Origin of the sequence: Sellimonas catena, from assembly GCF_027924685.1 — a bacterium.
GTDB classification, from domain to species: domain Bacteria; phylum Bacillota; class Clostridia; order Lachnospirales; family Lachnospiraceae; genus Sellimonas; species Sellimonas catena.
Genome location: NZ_BSBO01000010.1, coordinates 57,289 through 76,259 on the forward strand (window position 1 = coordinate 57,289; position 18,971 = coordinate 76,259).

The 18,971-nt window shown below is 46.5% G+C and carries 16 protein-coding genes; 15 read left to right on the plus strand and 1 reads right to left on the minus strand.

The genetic code is table 11. The features are described from left to right. Window positions 1-52 precede the first annotated feature (52 nt). The 5 genes from Selli1_RS06280 to Selli1_RS06300 all read left to right on the plus strand — a co-directional run bounded on the left by Selli1_RS06280 (window position 53) and on the right by Selli1_RS06300 (window position 4,722). Window positions 53-787 carry an SIR2 family NAD-dependent protein deacylase gene (locus Selli1_RS06280; protein WP_087252937.1) on the plus strand — a complete coding sequence of 245 codons (735 nt, stop codon included), beginning with the start codon at window positions 53-55 and terminating at the stop codon, window positions 785-787. A gap of 137 nt (window positions 788-924) precedes the next feature. Next, window positions 925-2,709, plus strand: a complete 1,785-nt coding sequence (locus Selli1_RS06285) for an ABC-F family ATP-binding cassette domain-containing protein (protein WP_281872522.1) — start codon at window positions 925-927, stop codon at window positions 2,707-2,709. A 113-nt stretch (window positions 2,710-2,822) separates the two neighbouring features. After that, a complete protein-coding gene (ilvN, locus tag Selli1_RS06290) occupies window positions 2,823-3,362 on the plus strand; it encodes an acetolactate synthase small subunit (RefSeq protein ID WP_087167346.1) in 540 nt (179 codons plus the stop codon). Window positions 3,363-3,424: 62 nt separating this feature from the next. Continuing rightward, complete coding sequence (gene ilvC / locus Selli1_RS06295) at window positions 3,425-4,441, plus strand: ketol-acid reductoisomerase (RefSeq protein WP_087252935.1); 1,017 nt, start codon at window positions 3,425-3,427, stop codon at window positions 4,439-4,441. A 134-nt stretch (window positions 4,442-4,575) separates the two neighbouring features. Further along, window positions 4,576-4,722: a hypothetical protein gene (locus tag Selli1_RS06300; RefSeq protein ID WP_281844571.1), complete on the plus strand. Its 147-nt coding sequence runs from the start codon at window positions 4,576-4,578 to the stop codon at window positions 4,720-4,722. A 211-nt stretch (window positions 4,723-4,933) separates the two neighbouring features. On the opposite strand, the gene rpsT is transcribed toward Selli1_RS06300, so the two are convergent. Continuing rightward, on the minus strand, window positions 4,934-5,197 hold the full coding sequence (gene rpsT, locus Selli1_RS06305) for a 30S ribosomal protein S20 (protein ID WP_087167343.1): 264 nt from the start codon (window positions 5,195-5,197) through the stop codon (window positions 4,934-4,936). A 175-nt stretch (window positions 5,198-5,372) separates the two neighbouring features. Between rpsT and gpr the strand changes: the two genes are divergently transcribed. The 10 genes from gpr (at window position 5,373) to Selli1_RS06355 (ending at window position 18,969) form a co-directional block, all read left to right on the plus strand. Further along, the gene (gene gpr / locus Selli1_RS06310; protein ID WP_281844572.1) at window positions 5,373-6,404 is read left to right on the plus strand and encodes a GPR endopeptidase; all 1,032 of its coding nucleotides are present in this window, start codon (window positions 5,373-5,375) and stop codon (window positions 6,402-6,404) included. Window positions 6,405-6,443: 39 nt separating this feature from the next. Continuing rightward, entirely contained in the window at window positions 6,444-7,637 is a 1,194-nt protein-coding gene (gene spoIIP, locus Selli1_RS06315) for a stage II sporulation protein P (protein ID WP_416389859.1), read from the plus strand. A gap of 101 nt (window positions 7,638-7,738) precedes the next feature. Next, window positions 7,739-9,661, plus strand: coding sequence for a DNA gyrase/topoisomerase IV subunit B (locus Selli1_RS06320; RefSeq protein ID WP_138372848.1), 1,923 nt, complete (start codon window positions 7,739-7,741; stop codon window positions 9,659-9,661). A 39-nt stretch (window positions 9,662-9,700) separates the two neighbouring features. Beyond that, window positions 9,701-11,950, plus strand: coding sequence for a DNA gyrase/topoisomerase IV subunit A (locus Selli1_RS06325; protein ID WP_281844575.1), 2,250 nt, complete (start codon window positions 9,701-9,703; stop codon window positions 11,948-11,950). Window positions 11,951-12,089: 139 nt separating this feature from the next. After that, entirely contained in the window at window positions 12,090-12,686 is a 597-nt protein-coding gene (locus Selli1_RS06330) for a YitT family protein (RefSeq protein WP_087167515.1), read from the plus strand. Window positions 12,687-12,911: 225 nt separating this feature from the next. Beyond that, complete coding sequence (locus Selli1_RS06335) at window positions 12,912-13,682, plus strand: ABC transporter ATP-binding protein (protein WP_087167340.1); 771 nt, start codon at window positions 12,912-12,914, stop codon at window positions 13,680-13,682. Window positions 13,683-13,685: 3 nt separating this feature from the next. After that, the gene (locus Selli1_RS06340) at window positions 13,686-16,343 is read left to right on the plus strand and encodes an extracellular solute-binding protein (RefSeq protein ID WP_281844576.1); all 2,658 of its coding nucleotides are present in this window, start codon (window positions 13,686-13,688) and stop codon (window positions 16,341-16,343) included. A 105-nt stretch (window positions 16,344-16,448) separates the two neighbouring features. Further along, a complete protein-coding gene (gene phnW, locus Selli1_RS06345; RefSeq protein WP_281844577.1) occupies window positions 16,449-17,543 on the plus strand; it encodes a 2-aminoethylphosphonate--pyruvate transaminase in 1,095 nt (364 codons plus the stop codon). A gap of 1 nt (window position 17,544) precedes the next feature. Next, window positions 17,545-18,312 (plus strand): phosphonoacetaldehyde hydrolase, encoded by a 768-nt coding sequence (gene phnX / locus Selli1_RS06350; protein WP_281872524.1) that lies wholly within the window; start codon window positions 17,545-17,547, stop codon window positions 18,310-18,312. A 189-nt stretch (window positions 18,313-18,501) separates the two neighbouring features. Further along, window positions 18,502-18,969: a ribosome maturation factor RimP gene (locus tag Selli1_RS06355; RefSeq protein ID WP_087167336.1), complete on the plus strand. Its 468-nt coding sequence runs from the start codon at window positions 18,502-18,504 to the stop codon at window positions 18,967-18,969. Window positions 18,970-18,971: the final 2 nt, after the last annotated feature.

An 18,971-nucleotide genomic window follows, 5' to 3' on the forward strand; every position in this document is an offset into this window, starting at 1 on the left:
AAAAGGGTTTCGGCCCTTGAAAAAGGGCAGAGTCCAAAAGGAGAGGATTGCCATGCAGGAGTTAAACAAGCTGGACACATTGAGGGAGATTATCGACAGAGGACAGTATATTGTCGCATTATGCGGTTCCGGGATGATGGAAGAGTGCGGAATTTATCCGCTCAAGGAGCAGGAACGTGCTTACCGGATTGAGGAAAGGTACGGACGATCTCCGGAATACCTTTACACGGACGCCTTTTTTAATACACGGACAGAAATGTTTTACGATTTTTATAAACACGAGATTCTTGCAGATCTGGAGCCGTCGGCATCTACCTATGCTCTTGCGGCAATGGAGCGGGCAGGAAAGCTGAAATGTATTATTTCAAGCAATATCTATGAGTTAAGTGAACGGAGCGGATGTAAAAACGTGATCAATCTTCATGGAAGTATTTATCACAATCATTGCCAGAGATGCGGAAAAACATATTCTGTTGATTATATCAGACAGGCAAAGAAAGTTCCGTACTGTGAAGTGTGCGGAGGCGTGATCCGTCCGGATGTGTCGTTTTTTGGAGAGATGCTTGACAGCGAAAAGCTTTCCAGAACACTGGAAGAGATTGAAAAGAGTGATGTACTGCTTCTGCTGGGCACGTCGCTTAGTTCGGAAGTATTCCATAACTATATTAAATGCTTTGAGGGAAGCAAGATCGTTTTGATTCACAATGAAGAGACGCTGATGGATGAAAAAGCAGATCTGCTGATTTATGATGAACCGAAAAATATTCTTCCCAAACTTGGCTATTAAAGAATAAAGACTGCTGTGCGATTTCAACAGCAGTCTTTTTCCGTGCATTGACGCAAATGGAAAAATCCCTTATCATATCTGGTAGTATGATCGGATACAGAAAGAATGAAATCGAAGAAGACAGGAGCAGCAAAGAGATGAATATCATAAATATAGAACACATTACAAAACGATTTGGCGATAAGTTTCTTTTTGAAGATGCCTCTTTTGGGGTACAGGAAGGAGACAAAATAGGGATTGTCGGAATTAACGGTACCGGAAAATCCACCCTTCTGAAGATGATTGCCGGAGAGGAGGAGCCGGATGAAGGACAGATTATCCGGCAGAATGGGAAAAAGGCTGCCTATCTTCTGCAGAATCCGGTGTTTTGCGCGGATTCGGATATTGCCGGATATGCACTGGACGGAAATCCGGATACGGACTGGAAGGTGCAGAGCAATCTGACGAAGCTTGGAATTCTGGACTATACGGCAAAGATGGCAGACCTTTCCGGCGGACAGAGGCGAAAGGTGGCGCTGGCGAAAGTGCTGGCCGAAGATGTGGATATTCTGCTTCTGGACGAGCCGACCAACCATCTGGATGAGGGAATGATTATCTGGCTGGAAGACTACCTGAGAAATTACCGGGGTGTTGTACTGATGGTAACCCATGACCGTTATTTTCTGGACCGTGTGACGAACCGGATTCTGGAAGTGGATAATGGAAAAATCTATGGATATGAGGCCGGTTATTCCGGATTTCTGGAACTGAAAGCCCAAAGAGAAGAGATGGAACTTGCATCTGAGAGAAAGCGTAAAAGTGTGCTCCGTATGGAGCTGGAATGGGCAAAGCGGGGATGCCGTGCAAGAAGTACAAAGCAGAGAGCGAGACTGGAACGGCTGGAGGCACTGAAAAACGGAAAAGTGCCGGAGGCGGAAAAGAGTGTGGATGTTGCAAAGATCAGTACCAGGATGGGAAAGAAAACCATCGAACTTCACCATATTTCAAAAGGATATGGGGAGAGGAACCTGATCCGGGGGTTGGACTATATTGTTCTGAGAGACCAGAGGCTTGGCATTATCGGACCGAACGGCTGCGGAAAGTCCACACTGCTGAAAATGATGGCGGGGCAGATTGCTCCGGATGAGGGAGAGATTGAAATCGGGGAGACGATCCGGATCGGTTATTTCGCTCAGGAAGTGCCGGATATGGATAACAGTGTCCGGGTGATCGATTATATCAAGGACTTCGGAGAATATGTCCAGACGGAAGAAGGAAAGATCAGCGCATCGGCAATGCTGGAGCGATTCCTTTTCACGCCGGAGATGCAGTACACGCCGGTGGAAAAACTGTCCGGAGGAGAAAAACGCCGCCTTTATCTTCTGAGTGTTCTGATGCAGGGAGCGAATGTCCTTCTGCTTGATGAACCGTCCAATGATCTGGATATTGCAACGGTGACCATTCTGGAAGATTATCTGAATTCTTTTGAGGGGATTGTCGTGGCCGTATCCCATGACCGCTATTTCCTCGATAATGTTGTGGACCGGATTTTCGAACTGGACGGAAACGGGGGTGTAACACAGTACGAAGGAGGATACACCGATTATCTGAATGCCAGAGGTGAACAGAGAAAAGAGACGGAAGAGGCGGAGAAATCAAGGAAAAACGAAGCGGGAGACTGGAAGAAGCCCCGTCAGGCAAAACTGAAATTTACTTACAAAGAGCAGAAAGAGTATGAGGGGATTGATGATGAAATATCATCTCTGGAAGCAAAGCTTGAAAAACTGGATCAGGATATGATGGCGAATGCCACCAATTCTATGAAACTGACAGAATTGACCCGGGAAAAAGATAAAACAGAAAAAGAACTGGAAGAAAAAATGGAACGGTGGGTCTATCTCAACGATCTGGCCGAGCGGATTGCAGAACAGAACGCACAGTAAGAAACAGAAAAGAAAAAAGATTTAATGCTTTACTTGACAAAAGGATGATTCATTGTTACAATAAAAAAACAGAACGCACTCTGTTTTTAGAAAAGAAAGTAGAGGTAGGTTGTATGAGAAAGCAGGTTTATTCTTTATTGGTGGATAATACACCGGGAGTGCTGAGCCGTATTGCAGGACTTTTCAGCAGAAGAGGGTTCAGTATTGACAGCATTACGGCAGGTGTGACAGCGGATCCGCGTTTTACAAGGATCACGGTTGTGGCAAGCGGGGATGAGAGGATTCTCTCTCAGATCGAAAAGCAAGTTCGGAAGCTGGAAGATGTACTGGAGATTAAGCTTCTCAATGATGAGGAAGCGGTTTACAGAGAGCTTATTCTTGTAAAGATCAAGGCAGATGCGACGCTTCGGCCGGGTATTATCGCGATCGCGGATGTGTTCCGTGCGAAGATCATCGATGTGGAGAAAGAATCTCTGATTATAGAGCTTACCGGAGCACAGTCTAAACTGGACGCGTTTTTGAATCTGCTTGACGGCTACGAGATTCTAGAACTTGCGCGGACCGGAATCACCGGACTTTCCAGAGGAAATAAAGATATTGCGGATGCAGAGGAGATTCTGAGAAAACGGGCCGAGGAAAACGGTCTGGACTAATCAGCAGCTGAAGGGATGATCCCTTTGACGATTATATCAGAAAATCAGGAGGTAGAGTAACAATGAACAAACCAAAAATCTATTATCAGGAAGACTGTAATTTAGCATTGCTGGAGGGAAAAAAGATTGCCATCATCGGATATGGAAGCCAGGGACATGCACATGCCCTGAACTTAAAAGAATCCGGATGTGATGTTGTAGTCGGACTTTACGAAGGAAGCAGGTCCAAAGCAAAAGCAGAGGCACAGGGACTCAAAGTCATGACAAACCAGGAGGCTGCAAAATGGGCTGATATTATCATGATCCTGATCAACGACGAGTTACAGGCCGACATGTACAAAAAAGACATCGAGCCAAATCTGACAGAAGGTAAGATGCTGATGTTCGCTCATGGATTCGCAATCCACTTTGGACAGATCAAACCACCGGCAGGCGTGGACGTAACTATGATTGCTCCGAAAGCGCCTGGACATACAGTAAGAAGTACATATGTAGACGGACAGGGCGTTCCGGCTCTCGTATGTGTAGAGCAGGATGCATCCGGAAGAGCACTGGATCTGGCACTTGCCTATGGTGCAGCAATCGGATGTGCAAGAGCAGGTCTTCTGACAAGTACATTCCAGATTGAGACAGAGACAGACCTTTTCGGTGAGCAGGCAGTTCTCTGCGGCGGTGTATCTGCACTGATGCAGGCTGGATTTGAAACTCTTGTTGAAGCAGGATATCCGGCAGAAAATGCATACTTTGAATGTATCCATGAGATGAAACTGATCGTTGACCTGATCTATCAGAGCGGTTTCGCAGGAATGAGATACTCTATCTCCAATACAGCAGAATACGGTGATTACATCACAGGACCAAAGATCATCACAGAAGATACAAAGAAAGCAATGAAGAAGATCCTCTCAGACATCCAGGACGGAACATTCGCAAAAGACTGGCTGTTAGAAAACAAGATCGGTGCACCGCACTTCCACGCTATGAGAGCAAAAGGCGCTCAGCATGAGTCAGAAGTAGTTGGAGCAGAATTAAGAAAACTCTACAGCTGGGCTGAAGACGACAAACTGATCAACAACTAATTTTTGATGCACGAATAATGCTATATGGAGAGAGTCGGTATTGGGACATATGTTTCCCGGTATCGGCTTTCTTTTTGCTGTTTCACATGATAAAGACTATATGATACAATGAAAGAAAAGAGGGAGTGAAATAGATGAAAAAGTGGAAGTATGAGATCATGGCAGGGACTCTTCTGCTTCTGGTCAGTATCCGGATTTATGAAATCGAAATTGGAACTCTGGTGGGACTTGTGTGTCTGATACGGGGATTGGAAGAGCTCTACCGGCAGACGGGAGATTAGGCTTCGTATGCCTGGATGTTAAGTCTTGTGTTACTGGCAGGAGGCGTGCTGCTGGCAGTGACGCTTGGCATCCTGATCCGAGACTGCAATGTGATCAGAGATGTTCCGGCAGAATAAAAAAACAGAGATACCTTTGAGCAAAGAGAAACAACAAATAAAAAAGACATCCTCTGACGGTTTCAGGATGTCTTTTGCTTTTTGTTTCTATAAATTAAGCGATAGAGTTTACAGCTTTTGTAAGGCGGGAAACTTTTCTTGCGCAAGTGTTTTTGTGGTAAACACCTTTGCTTCCAGCCTTGTTGATCTCAGAGATTGCTACGCTGAGTGCTTCTTTTGCAGCAGCAGCGTCTTTGTTAGCAACAGCTGTCTCAACTTTCTTCACGCAAGTTTTCACTTTAGATTTGATCGCCTTATTTCTTGCAGTTCTTGTCTCAGCAACTAAAATTCTTTTCTTTGCGGATTTAATGTTAGCCATGACCTACACCTCCAACTCTGGTAAATTCATTTCTTGTTCATCGTCAGAGCCGGACACGGAACGATCTGACGAAGCATACTCATTTATTGTATGTCAATAAATAATTTCTGTCAATACATATTTCGGCTTTTTTTTGAGAAACTAGTGTTTAAATGAAAAAAAGCGAGGTTTTATCATGGTTGAGAAGTATAGTATCCGGACCGATCTGGCTTTGGAGGAGAAAGAGCGATTTGAAGAAGAAAATGTGGAGGTCCAGGGCGTCGTTCTGGAAGAAGAGTATGACGAGGAAAGGGAAATCAGGACGACGACGGTGAAGATCAAGACAGAGAACGGAGCAAAGACGATGGGAAAGCCTGTTGGAACATATATTACGATGGAGGCACCGAATCTTGCCGTACCTGATGAGGGGTATCACAGGGAAGTCTCTGTGAAGATTGCGGAGTGTGTGGAGAAACTTCTGGAGGGAAAGTGGAAAAAGACAGGAACGAACGAGGATCTCTCTATTTTGATGGTGGGACTGGGTAATCGGGAGGTGACGCCGGACGCACTGGGGCCTCATGTGGCGGACAATCTGAATATTACGAGGCACATTGTTCGGGAATATGGAAAGTACGCAATGGGAGAAGACGAGGTGACGCTGGTGAGCGCTCTTGTTCCGGGGGTGATGGCGCAGACCGGCATGGAGACGGCGGAAATCGTCCGCGGTGTTGTGGAGGAGACGAAGCCGGACGTGATCCTTGTGGTGGACGCGCTGGCGGCCAGAAATTCCAAACGTCTGAACCGGACAATCCAGATTGCGGATACGGGGATCAGTCCGGGCTCCGGCGTCGGAAACCACCGCAATGCCATTACCGAAGACAGTATCGGTATCCCGGTGATTGCCATCGGTGTACCAACGGTTGTGGACGCTGCTACCATCGTAAATGATGCGATGGAAAACCTGATGAAAGAGATGGAACATTCCGAGGCGCTCAAGGGAGTCGGTGTGGTGCTGCAGGGGTATCATGCGGCCGAGAAATATGAATTGGTCAGACAGCTGATTTCCCCTCATCTCAACGGTATGTTTGTCACGCCAAAAGACATCGATGATACGGTAAAGCGGATCAGCTTCACCATATCGGAGGGCCTGAATCTGTTATTCTCCAGGAATGAGGAGCGCGGCGAAATGACAGGACAGGCACATAATCACGAAGAAAAAGGCATATAGTGTTAAGACATGAAAATCCTGATATGGTAAGAAAGTAGAGTGAGGCATTTGAGTGGAAACATACACCTTAGGCATCTCCTGATCGGAGGTGTGGTGAGTGTGCTTGGCGGATATATTATTCTGGGAGGTTATGAAAGTTCGGCAGAGTTTATCCGGGCAGAAATCGGGAGGACTATTCAAAAAGGGGCGGAGGCAATGTATTTCCCTGCCCTTGTCCGGGTGAACGATCAGCCGGAAGGAACGGTCGGTGAGTGGGTGGCCAGGCAGGCGATGCAGATGACGCCCCTCGGAAACTATGTAAAAGCGAATGAAGTAAGCGAGACGGAAATCGAGGACTCGGAAACGTATGAGATGCTTTTGAAAAAGGAGGCGGAAGATGAGAACGTGGTAGATGAAAATGGAAAGCTGATTGAACAGAATCAGGATACCACGACGGAAAAACCTCATGAAACGCAGATTCAGGGGACCATCGACCGGGAGAAGCTGAAGGACTATGAGTATCTGACCAGTCATTTTTATACGATTGACAGTACGACGATGACCAGCCCGGAAGAGTTGAATGCGGAAACGCTGCTTGCGAAAAACATGAAGTTTGAGAATAAGGACAACGGGTCGAAAATTCTGATCTATCACACGCACTCGCAGGAAACGTTTGTAGATTCGGTTCCGGGGGATGATTCGACTTCCATCGTGGGAATCGGAGATTACCTGACGGATCTTCTGAACAATACTTACCATATTCCGACGATCCACGACCGGGGTGTCTACGATATCATCAATGGGAAACTGGACCGAAGCGAAGCCTATGAGCTCTCCGGAGCCGCGGCGGAAAAGATTCTGGCTGAAAATCCATCCATCGAGGTGGTCATTGACCTACATAGAGACGGAGTTGCCGAAACGACCCACCTGGTGACGGAAGTGAATGGAAAGCAGACGGCGAAAATCATGTTCTTCAACGGCCTGTGCCGGACGAGGGCAAACGGAGATATCCAGTATTTCAACAATCCGTATATACAGGATAACCTGGCGTTCTCCCTTCAGATGAAACTGGACGCCGATGAGCATTATCCGGGATTTACGAGAAATATCTATCTGAAAGGATACCGCTATAACATGCAGCTTGTCCCGAAGATGCTTCTCGTGGAAGCGGGAGCCCAGACGAACACGGTGCAGGAGATGAAAAATGCCATGGAGCCGCTGGCAGAGTCCTTAAACCGTGTGCTGAACGGGTAAAATTTAATTTCTTGAATCGTATGTTCGATTGTGGTAAACTGTTGAAAGTAATGGATTTTTTGAAAGATACGAATAATCAGAAGGAAGAAAGGAAGAATACGATGGCGAAACATACGACATACGATGCGGACAGTATCGCGGTACTGGAAGGTCTGGAGGCAGTCCGGAAGCGTCCCGGCATGTATATCGGAAGTGTAGGTACAAAGGGGCTGAATCATCTGGTATACGAGATCGTGGACAATTCCGTGGATGAACATCTGGCCGGATTTTGCATGAATATAGAAGTGACGCTGGAAAAAGACGGCTCCGCGACAGTCTCCGATGACGGGCGCGGCGTGCCGGTTGGAATGCATCAAAAAGGCGTATCGGCGGCGCGTATTGTCTATACAACACTGCACGCAGGGGGAAAGTTTGACGATTCTGTCTACAAGACAAGCGGCGGGCTCCACGGTGTGGGCTCTTCCGTAGTCAATGCCCTTTCCGAATATATGGATGTGAAGATCAGCCGTGACGGGGCCATTCACCATGACCGATATGAGCGGGGAATTCCGGTGGTGGAACTGGAAAACGGGCTCCTTCCGGTGATCGGAAAGACGAAAAAGACAGGGACGACCATTAATTTTCTCCCGGACGGCGAGATTTTTGAAAAGACAAGATTCCGGGAGGAGGAGATCAAGAGCAGGCTTCACGAGACTGCATATCTGAATCCGGAACTGACGATTCATTTTACAGATAAGAGAAAAGAGCCGGAAGAGCAGATTACCTACCATGAGCCGGACGGACTGATCGGGTTTATCAAGGATCTGAATTCCAAGAGCGAGCCGGTTCACGACCCGGTCTACTTCAAAGGGGAGGCCGAGGGCATCGAGGTGGAGGCGGTTTTTCAGTATGTCAATGAGTTTCATGAGAACATTCTTGGATTCTGCAACAATATCTATAATGCAGAAGGAGGAACTCATCTGACAGGCTTTAAGTCTACCTTTACGACAGTGATGAACCAGTACGCAAGGGAGCTTGGAATTCTGAAGGACAAGGATGCCAACTTTACCGGCGCGGACATCCGGAACGGGATGACGGCGATTGTCTCTGTCAAGCACCCGGATCCTAGATTTGAGGGGCAGACAAAGACGAAACTGGACAACCAGGATGCAGCCAAGGCCACAAGCAAGGTGACAAACGATGAAATCGTGCGTTACTTTGACCGGAATCTGGATGTCTTAAAGAAAGTGCTGTCCTGTGCGGAGAAGGCGGCAAAGATCCGGAAAACGGAGGAAAAGGCAAAGACAAACCTGCTGACAAAGCAGAAGTATTCTTTTGACAGCAACGGAAAACTCGCAAACTGCGAATGCAGGGATCCGAAAAAATGTGAGATCTTTATCGTGGAGGGAGACTCCGCAGGCGGTTCTGCCAAGACGGCGAGAGACCGGATGTACCAGGCGATCCTTCCGATCCGCGGAAAGATTTTAAATGTAGAGAAGGCAAGTATCGATAAAGTGCTGGCAAACGCGGAGATCAAGACAATGATCAATGCCTTTGGCTGCGGATTTTCCGAAGGATACGGAAATGATTTTGATATCAGCAAACTGCGGTACGATAAGATTATCATCATGGCCGATGCGGACGTGGACGGAGCGCATATTTCCACGCTGCTCCTGACCTTGTTTTACCGCTTTATGCCGGAGCTTATTTTTGAGGGACATGTCTATATTGCCATGCCGCCTCTTTATAAGGCCATGCCAAAAAGCGGCAAGGAGGAATACCTCTACGATGACCGGGCTCTGGAAGAGTACCGGAAGAAGCACAAAGGGCCGTTCACGCTCCAGAGATACAAAGGTCTGGGAGAGATGGATGCCCAGCAGCTCTGGGAGACGACACTGGATCCGAAGACCCGGATTTTAAAACAGGTGGAGATCGAAGACGCCCGGATGGCTTCCAGCGTGACAGAGATGCTGATGGGTACCGAAGTACCGCCGAGACGGACGTTTATCTACGAGAATGCCAGAGAGGCAGAGCTGGATATTTAGCAGGAAACGGACAGTTACCATTAGAAATGAGGAAGATACATGAGTCAGAATGAAAGTGAACAGATCATCCGGACCGAATATTCGGATGTCATGAAAAAATCATATATTGATTATGCGATGAGCGTCATCGTTTCCCGTGCCCTGCCGGACGTCAGGGACGGCCTGAAGCCGGTCCAGAGACGTACCCTTTATGATATGTACGAACTGGGAATCCGGTATGACAGACCGTACAGAAAGTGCGCGCGTATTGTCGGGGACACGATGGGTAAATACCATCCTCACGGCGACAGTTCCATTTATGAGGCTCTTGTCGTGATGGCACAGGATTTCAAAAAGGGCATGGTGATGGTGGACGGCCACGGAAACTTCGGTTCCATCGAAGGGGACGGGGCTGCGGCCATGCGTTACACCGAGGCAAGACTTGCGAAGGTGACCCAGGAAGCGTTTCTTGCGGATCTGGACAAGGACATTGTCAACTTCGTTCCGAACTTTGACGAGACGGAAAAAGAGCCGGAAGTTCTTCCGGTCCGTTTCCCGAATCTTCTTGTCAATGGAGCGGAAGGAATCGCAGTCGGTATGGCGACAAGCATCCCGACCCACAATCTGGGGGAAGTCATCGACGCGGTGAAAGCATACATGAAGAACAATGCCATCAGCACCAGGCAGCTGATGAAATATCTGAAAGGCCCGGATTTCCCGACGGGCGGCATCGTGGTCAATCAGGACGACCTGCTGCAGATCTACGAGACCGGAAGCGGGAAGATCAAGCTGCGTGGAAAAGTGGAGATTGAAGACTTAAAAGGCGGGAAAAAGCGTCTTGTCATCACGGAGATTCCATACACGATGATCGGAAGCGGTATCGGTAAATTTTTAAATGATGTCTGCGCCCTTGTGGAGACGAAGAAGACATCGGACATTGTGGATATTTCCAACCAGTCCTCCAAAGAGGGAATCCGTATCGTCATCGACCTGAAAAAGGATGCCGATGTGGAAAATCTGACGAACATGCTTTACAAGAAGACGAAACTGGAGGATACGTTCGGCGTCAACATGCTGGCGGTGGCGGACGGAAAGCCGGAGACGATGGGGCTGAAAAAGATCATTGAATATCATGTGGATTTTCAGTTCGAGATTACTACAAGGAAATACCGGACACTGCTTGCAAAAGAGCAGGAAAAACGTGAGGTACAGGAAGGTCTCATCAAGGCCTGTGATGTGATTGACCTGATTATCGAGATCCTGCGGGGAAGCCGTTCGGTCAAGGACGCCAGGGCCTGTCTGATGTACGGAATCACCGATGAGATTACATTTAAAAGCAAAACTTCAGAGAAGATGGCAAAGCTTCTTTCCTTTACAGAGCGGCAGGCAACGGCCATTCTGGAGATGCGTCTCTACCGGCTGATCGGTCTGGAGATCGAAGCGCTTCAGAAAGAGCATGAAGAAACAATCCGTAAGATCGAGCGTTATGAGAAGATCTTAAATGACTACGATGAAATGTCGGCTGTCATCATTGACGATCTGAATAAGCTGAAGAAAGAATATGCGGTGAAGCGCCGCACCCTCCTTGAAAATGCAGAGGAAGCAGTTTACGAGGAGAAAAAGATCGAGGAGCAGGAAGTGATCTGTCTGGTGGACCGTTTCGGATATGCAAGGACGGTGGATCCGTCTGTTTACGAGCGGAACCAGGAGGCGGCGGACGCAGAAAGCCGCTATATTATCCGCTGCATGAATACCGGAAAGCTCTGTCTGTTTACTGCTGAAGGACGGATGCACCAGATCAAGGTACTGGATATCCCGCATGGCAAATTCCGGGACAAGGGACTTCCGGTGGACAATATCAGTAATTTTGACAGCACGGAAGAACATATCGTTACGTTGATGAACGAGTCGGATCTGGAGGGAGAATTCCTTCTGTTTGCCACAAAAGACGGACTTGTCAAACAGGTGGCAGGATCGGAATTCCTTGTTTCCAAGCGGACAACCGCGGCGACCAAGCTTCAGGAAGGTGATGAAGTACGAGCTGTGCTTCCGATGAACGGGCAGGATTTTGCCGTACTTCAGACAGAAAACGGCTACTTCCTCAAATTCCCGGCGGAAGATGTATCCGAGAAGAAAAAGGGAGCCCTCGGAATCCGGGGAATCAGGCTTCAGAAGAAGGACGCTGTGGAAAGCGCCTATGTTTTTGCAGAAGGAACTGAGACCAAAGCAGTATATAAGGAAAAAGAAATTTCGCTGAACCGTCTGAAAACAGGAAAGCGTGATACGTCGGGCGTAAAGCAGAGAGCATAAAAAAGACCTCCTTTTTGTGAAAATGTCTTGACTCTGGGATAGTACCAGAGTTTAAGATAAACATAAAGGAGGTTTTATGATGTTGAAGAATAAGATGAGATGAACAGTACAAAGACTGGTTGAGGGAATTACGGTGCCGATGTTGTTATGGATTGCCGTGGGAGCGGCAATCTGTACCTTCGGTATCCACAATATTCATTCACAGACCGGGATTACTGAAGGAGGTGTCATTGGCATGACACTGTTTGCAAACAAATGGTTTCATATTCCAAAAGGACTTGTAACCCCGATCCTTGATCTGAGCTGCTACCTTCTGGCATTCCGGTTTCTTGGAGGAAAGTTTATCAGGATTTCCGTGATTTCCACCTTATTTGTGTCTCTGTTTTATGATCTGTGGGAACAGTTTCCCTACATGCTGCCGGATCTGTCGGATTATCCGCTTGCGGCGGCGCTTCTGGGAGGTGTTTTTGTAGGAATCGGTGTCGGCCTGATTGTACGTCAGGGCGGATCAAGCGGCGGAGACGATGCACTTGCCCTTTCCATTTCCAGAGGAACCGGGTGGAGACTTTCCAGAGCCTATCTTTTTACGGATCTGGTAGTACTGGGACTTTCCCTTTCTTATATTCCGGTCATCCGGATTGCGTTTTCCGTGGTGACAGTGATGCTTTCATCACTTTTAATTGACTTTGTACAGAATTTTAGAAGACAGCCCGAACCTGAGACGGCGGGCGAATAAAACCACTCCAATAAACATTGGGGACGTGTTCCGGTGAAAAGGAACCCGTCCCCAATGTTTTTTTGTTAAATGAATTTTACATTTCCTGAAAAGACAGTAACGTGATTTTTGCAAAAGCTTTACGCAGGCCGGATGGAACAAAAAAACGTAAAGAGTTATAGTGCTATAAGATGAAAAAAACGATGAAATGTAGAAAATCTGGATAAAAGAAAGGGGCATTTGTACATGCTGGAATTAAAGCATATCAAAAAATCATTTGACGGAGTGAATGTTTTAAAAAACATCAATCTGCAGATCGAGGATGGCGAGATTGTATCGATTCTCGGACCGTCCGGATGCGGGAAAACAACACTTTTAAATATCATCCTCGGACTGACACAGGCAGATGCCGGTGAACTGATTTTTCAGGGTGAAGATATTTTAAATGTACCAATGGAAGAGAGAGGATTCAATATTGTATTCCAGGATTATGCGCTCTTCCCGAATCTGAATGTGAAACAGAATGTTACATACGGCCTTCGCAATAACAAAAACATTGTAACGGTGGAGGAAGTCAATGGACTGATCAATCTTCTGGGACTGAAGGACCATCTGGATAAGAAGATCGAACAGCTTTCCGGCGGACAAAAACAGAGAGTGGCTCTTGCGAGAACCATGGTAATGAAGCCGAAGATCCTGCTTCTTGACGAGCCGTTGAGTGCTTTGGATGGCGTGATCAAAGAATCCATCAAAGACAAGATCAAGGAGATTGCAAGAGAATATCATCTGACAACCATTATAGTCACACATGATCCGGAGGAAGCGCTCACCCTTTCCGACAAGGTTGTCATCATGAATCAGGGAACGATCGCCCAGTACGGAAGACCGGAAGATATTATCAATACACCGGAAGAAGATTTCGTAAAGAACTTCATTTTAAGACAGCTCGAAATCAAGAGAAACAACATCATGATGCTGTTCAGTGAATCAGAAGCAAAGAGATTTCAGGTGGTGTAAAAGATGAAGAAGATAAAAGAAAAAGAAATCAAAGGAATTTACGGGATTGCGCTTCTTCTGTTTTTGATCTTTCTGTTTGTCCCGGTTATCGTACTGTTTCAACAGTCTCTTGCAGGTGAGTCAGGACTTTCCCTGGCACACTACAGTGAAATGCTGACACAGAGAGGATTCGGCCTGGCTGTACGGCACAGCCTGGAAGTTTCCATCGTCAGCGCGGTGGTGGCAACACTCCTTGCGTTTTTACTTGCGTACACCGTACATTATACAAATGCACCTGGAAAATATAAGAAATTTATCCGTCTGGCAGCACAGCTTCCAATGCTTCTGCCGACTATTACATACGGATTTGCCATTATCTATTCCTTCGGAAAACAGGGACTTCTGACAAGGCTCTTTGGAAGACAGCTGTTTGATATCTACGGATTTAACGGACTTGTGATCGGATATGTGATCTACACCCTTCCGGTATCCTTTATGCTTCTGTCCAATACGATGGAATATATCGACAAAAAATTCATGGTTGTTTCCAGAATTATGGGAGACTCTCCGATGAAAACTTTTCAACAGACGATTATCCGTCCGCTGCTCGGAACTTTTGCAACCTCCTTTGTACAGTGTTTCTTCCTCTGCTTTACCGATTACGGTATTCCGGAATCCGTGGGAGGAGAGTACGAAGTTGTTGCAACCGTACTTTACAATGAGATGCTTGGAAGTATCCCGAATTTCAACAACGGAGCGGTAGTAGCTGTGATCATGCTGATTCCTTCGATTGTCAGCATCCTGCTTCTGAAATTCCTGGAACGATACAACATCCGGTATACGAAGATCTCCGCAATCGAATTAAAGAAAAACAAGACAAGAGACATCCTCTGCTCGGTCGGATCGGCTGTGATCCTGATCTGTGTATTTGCAGTCTTTGCTGTGATCTTCATCATGCCGTTTATTCAGGAATGGCCTTATCAGGCAGTGTTTACACTGGATCACTTCCGTGATGTATTCAACGACAATACATTGACGGCAGTATATAAAAACTCATTGTTTGTAGCATTTATGACGGCGATTTTCGGAACCCTGCTTGCTTACGGATGTGCGCTTGCTTCCGCGCGGAGCAGCCTGAGAGGATCCGCAAAGCAGGTGGTAGAAAGCACGGCCCTGATCACCAACACCATTCCCGGAATGGTTATCGGTATTGCATATATGCTTGTGTTCTCAGGAACATCGCTTCAGAACACTTTTTTACTGATCATCATCTGTAACATGATCCATTATTTTTCTACACCGTACCTGATGATCAAGAACGCGCTTCTGAAGCTGAACACCTCCTGGGAGGCGACAGCGAAACTGCTTGGCGACTCCTGGGGGAAAACCCTCATAAGAATTATCACACCGAATATGTCATCTACACTTCTGGAAGTGTTCGGATACTATTTTGTGAACGCAATGGTAACCGTCAGCGCGGTGATTTTCATCGCGGGAGCGAGAACTATGGTCATTACGACAAAGATCAAGGAATTACAGTACTTTATGAAATTCAATGAAATTTTCGTACTGTCCATCCTGATCCTTTTGACCAATCTTTGCATAAAGGGAGTATTAGTCCTCCTTTCAGATAGAAAAAAATCTGAATTTAAAGTGAAAAAGGAGAAAAAAATTATGAAGATGAAAAGTGTGACAGCAATGTTTATGGCATGTCTGATGGCCGGCTCCGTAATGCTTGGCGGATGTTCCGGATCAGATGCGGCTTCAGGATCTTCAGAGGATCAGATCATTATCTATTCCAACGCTGATGAAGAGGCGGTAGATGCCATGAAAAAAACACTGGATGATAATGGATATGAAGGCGAATATGTATTCCAGACATTCGGAACATCCGAACTGGGAGGAAAGCTGATCGCGGAAGGAAAGAATCTGGAAGCAGACATGGTGACAATGAGTTCTTTCTACCTGGACAGTGCTCAGGAGCAGAACAGCATGTTTAAAGATCTGACATTTGACTATACAACACTCAGTGAAAATGACAGTTCTGATTTCTATGCACCGATTACAAAACAGGAAGGCGCGATCATTGTCAATACAGAACTCTTAAAGGAAAACAATCTGGACACACCGACCTGCATCAAGGATCTGGCAGATCCGCAGTACAAGGACATGATTTCCGTGACAGATATTAAGAGCTCTTCTACGGCATGGCTTCTGATTCAGGCACTTGTAAGCGAATACGGTGAGGAGGAAGCACAGAATATTCTGTCGGATATTTACGCAAATGCAGGCGACAACATCGAAGATTCCGGTTCTGCACCGCTTAAAAAAGTACGTGCCGGAGAAGTGGCAGTCGGATTTGGTCTGAGACATCAGGCGGTAGCAGATAAAGAAGAAGGACTTCCGATTGACTATGTCGACCCGACGGAAGGAAACTTCTCTCTGACAGAGTCTGTAGCTGTTCTCGACAAAGACAACGGAGACAAAGCAGACAAGGCAATGGAGATGGCGCAGTGCATCATTGAAAAAGGAAGAGAAGAACTTCAGAAAACATACCCGCTTGCTGTATATGAAGGAGAGACAGATTCCGACAACAAATCTGCTTATCCAAAGGTATTCCAGGAAAAACTGACAGTAGACTTACTGGAAAAACATCAGGAAATCTCAGAAGCAGCAAAATAAGACATGATCAATTAAGACAAATGCAGACTGCCGGAAAATAAGGCCGGCGGTCTGTCAATGCGTCCGAGCGGATGCGAAAATACAGGAAAAAGGAAAACGAAAATCATGAAGAACTACAAATTACTCACACCAGGACCGCTCACCACAACGGATACTGTAAAAAAGGAGATGCTGTTTGACCATTGCACATGGGATGACGACTACAAACAGATTACACAGGAGATCAGAAAAGAACTGTTAAAACTGGCTCATGTTTCCGAGGAGGACTACACCGTTGTCCTGATGCAGGGAAGCGGAACATTCGGCGTGGAGTCTGTACTGACCAGCGTCATTGGAGAAGATGAAAAACTTCTGATCGCAGCAAACGGTGCTTACGGAAAGCGTATGGCATCAATTGCGGAACATGCAAAAATTGACTACGTTCTTTATGAAGAGGATTTTGATAAAGTACCGGATGCCGGAAAGATCGCGGAATATCTGGATGAGGATGCAAAGATTACGCACGTTGCCATGGTGCACAGCGAGACGACATCCGGAATCTTAAATGATATCGAATCTGTTGCAAAAGTAGTAAAAGAAAGAGGAAAGACATTCATCGTGGATGCTATGTCAAGCTTCGGCGGCGTGGATATCCAGGTGGGAGAACTTGGTATTGATTTCATCATCAGCAGCGCCAACAAATGTATTCAGGGTGTTCCGGGATTCTCCTTTATTATCTGCAGAAGAGACAAACTGATGGAGAGCAAAGGAAAAGCAAGAAGCCTTTCTCTTGATCTCTACGATCAGTGGGAGACAATGGAAAAAGACGGAAAATGGAGATACACATCACCGACTCATGTGGTACTTGCATTCAGACAGGCGCTCCGCGAACTGGAGGAAGAAGGCGGCATCGAAAAGAGGCAGGAACGCTATGAGAAGAATAATCAGATTCTCATTGAAAATCTGGCAGAGCTTGGCATCAGGCCATATGTAGGAGCAGATGTTCAGGGACCGATCATTACAACCTTCTACTATCCGGAACACCACAACTCCTCCTTCCAGGATATGTACCAGTACATCAAAGAAAGAGGATACGCGATTTATCCGGGAAAAGTAACGGATGCAGATACATTCCGTATCGGAAACATCGGAGAGATCTATCCGGAAGATATGGTAAAGGTGACAGCAATCATTTCAGAATTTTTAAAGGAAAGAAACTAAGATGAAATACGAAGCAGTGATTTTTGACTGGGCAGGAACGACAGTGGATTACGGATGCTTTGCACCGGTACAGGCATTCCTCGATTCCTTCCATGAATACGGAATTGACCCGACCATGGAGGAGGTCAGAGGACCGATGGGAATGCTTAAAATCGACCATATCCGGACCATGCTTCAGGGAGAACGCATCAGCGGACTGTGGAAAGAAAAATATGGAAGAGACTGGACCGAGGAAGATGTCCATGCGGTTTACGAGCTCAGCGAGAAGAAACTTCTGGAAAACCTTCCGAACTTCGCAGATCCGAAACCGTACGTGATCGAAACGGTGAAAGAGCTCCGCGAGATGGGAATGAAGATAGGATCCACAACAGGATACACCGATGATATGATGGCCATCGTTGCTCCGAAGGCAAAAGAGCTCGGATATGAGCCGGACTGCTGGTTCAGCCCGAATGCGGTGGGAAACCACGGACGTCCGTACCCGTACATGATCTTCAAGAACATGGAAGCACTTGGACTTTCTGATGTGAGAAAGGTCATCAAAGTCGGAGATACGGTATCCGATATTAAAGAAGGAAAGAACGCAGGAATGGAAGCGGTCGGAATCCTGGAAGGAAGTTCTGTTCTCGGACTCTCCAAAGAGGAATTTGACGCTCTTTCCGAAGAAGAAAAGAAAGCACAGTACGAAAGAGCGGAGAAAATTTACAAGGATGCGGGAGCAGACTATGTGATTCTCGACATCAGAGGCATTCTCGATATCGTAAAATAGGAGAAAACCGCTAAAATCGGCAAAAAACCTTGATTTTGTCAAAAAAACGTGCTATAGTGCATATAGTTACATAAGAAATCGGCAGAAGAGTGGACGTCATGTTCACTCTTCTTTAATTCTGCGGGTTGTCCGCATACAGGACGGTTTTTTATGACAGGCATGAAAATCTGAAAGAGAAAGGATGTTAGGATGTCAAAAAGAGAAAGCTACGAACAAAGAACAGAGGAATTGCTGATTCCGATCCTTACGAAGTATGAGTTTGAACTGGTTGACGTAGAATATGTGAAAGAGGCTGGCACCTGGTATTTAAGGGCCTATATCGACAAGCCGGGCGGAATTGCCATCAACGACTGCGAGGTCGTAAGCAGAGAGCTCTCTGATCTTCTGGATAAAAAGGATTTTATCGACGACAGCTATATCCTGGAAGTGAGTTCGCCGGGGCTTGGAAGACCGTTAAAGAAAGACAGGGACTTTGCAAGAAGCATCGGGGAAGAAGTGGAGATCCGGACATACCGGATGATTGACAAGCAGAAAGAGTTTACCGGAGTGTTAGAGGAATATGACAGTGATTCTGTGACGATTTCTTATGAAGATGGAACAAAACAGAAGTTTGACAGGAAAGAGATTGCATTGATCAGGCTGGCATTTGATTTTTAGTG

Excerpts from the sequence above, each read along its gene's own strand:
- Selli1_RS06280 (WP_087252937.1), top strand. The coding sequence starts at position 53 with ATGCAGGAGTTAAACAAGCTGGACACATTGAGGGAGATTATCGACAGA.
- Selli1_RS06285 (WP_281872522.1), top strand. The coding sequence starts at position 925 with ATGAATATCATAAATATAGAACACATTACAAAACGATTTGGCGATAAG.
- ilvN (WP_087167346.1), top strand. The coding sequence starts at position 2,823 with ATGAGAAAGCAGGTTTATTCTTTATTGGTGGATAATACACCGGGAGTG.
- ilvC (WP_087252935.1), top strand. The coding sequence starts at position 3,425 with ATGAACAAACCAAAAATCTATTATCAGGAAGACTGTAATTTAGCATTG.
- Selli1_RS06300 (WP_281844571.1), top strand. The coding sequence starts at position 4,576 with ATGAAAAAGTGGAAGTATGAGATCATGGCAGGGACTCTTCTGCTTCTG.
- rpsT (WP_087167343.1), bottom strand. The coding sequence starts at position 5,197 with ATGGCTAACATTAAATCCGCAAAGAAAAGAATTTTAGTTGCTGAGACA.
- gpr (WP_281844572.1), top strand. The coding sequence starts at position 5,373 with ATGGTTGAGAAGTATAGTATCCGGACCGATCTGGCTTTGGAGGAGAAA.
- Selli1_RS06320 (WP_138372848.1), top strand. The coding sequence starts at position 7,739 with ATGGCGAAACATACGACATACGATGCGGACAGTATCGCGGTACTGGAA.
- Selli1_RS06325 (WP_281844575.1), top strand. The coding sequence starts at position 9,701 with ATGAGTCAGAATGAAAGTGAACAGATCATCCGGACCGAATATTCGGAT.
- Selli1_RS06330 (WP_087167515.1), top strand. The coding sequence starts at position 12,090 with ATGTTGTTATGGATTGCCGTGGGAGCGGCAATCTGTACCTTCGGTATC.
- Selli1_RS06335 (WP_087167340.1), top strand. The coding sequence starts at position 12,912 with ATGCTGGAATTAAAGCATATCAAAAAATCATTTGACGGAGTGAATGTT.
- Selli1_RS06340 (WP_281844576.1), top strand. The coding sequence starts at position 13,686 with ATGAAGAAGATAAAAGAAAAAGAAATCAAAGGAATTTACGGGATTGCG.
- phnW (WP_281844577.1), top strand. The coding sequence starts at position 16,449 with ATGAAGAACTACAAATTACTCACACCAGGACCGCTCACCACAACGGAT.
- phnX (WP_281872524.1), top strand. The coding sequence starts at position 17,545 with ATGAAATACGAAGCAGTGATTTTTGACTGGGCAGGAACGACAGTGGAT.
- Selli1_RS06355 (WP_087167336.1), top strand. The coding sequence starts at position 18,502 with ATGTCAAAAAGAGAAAGCTACGAACAAAGAACAGAGGAATTGCTGATT.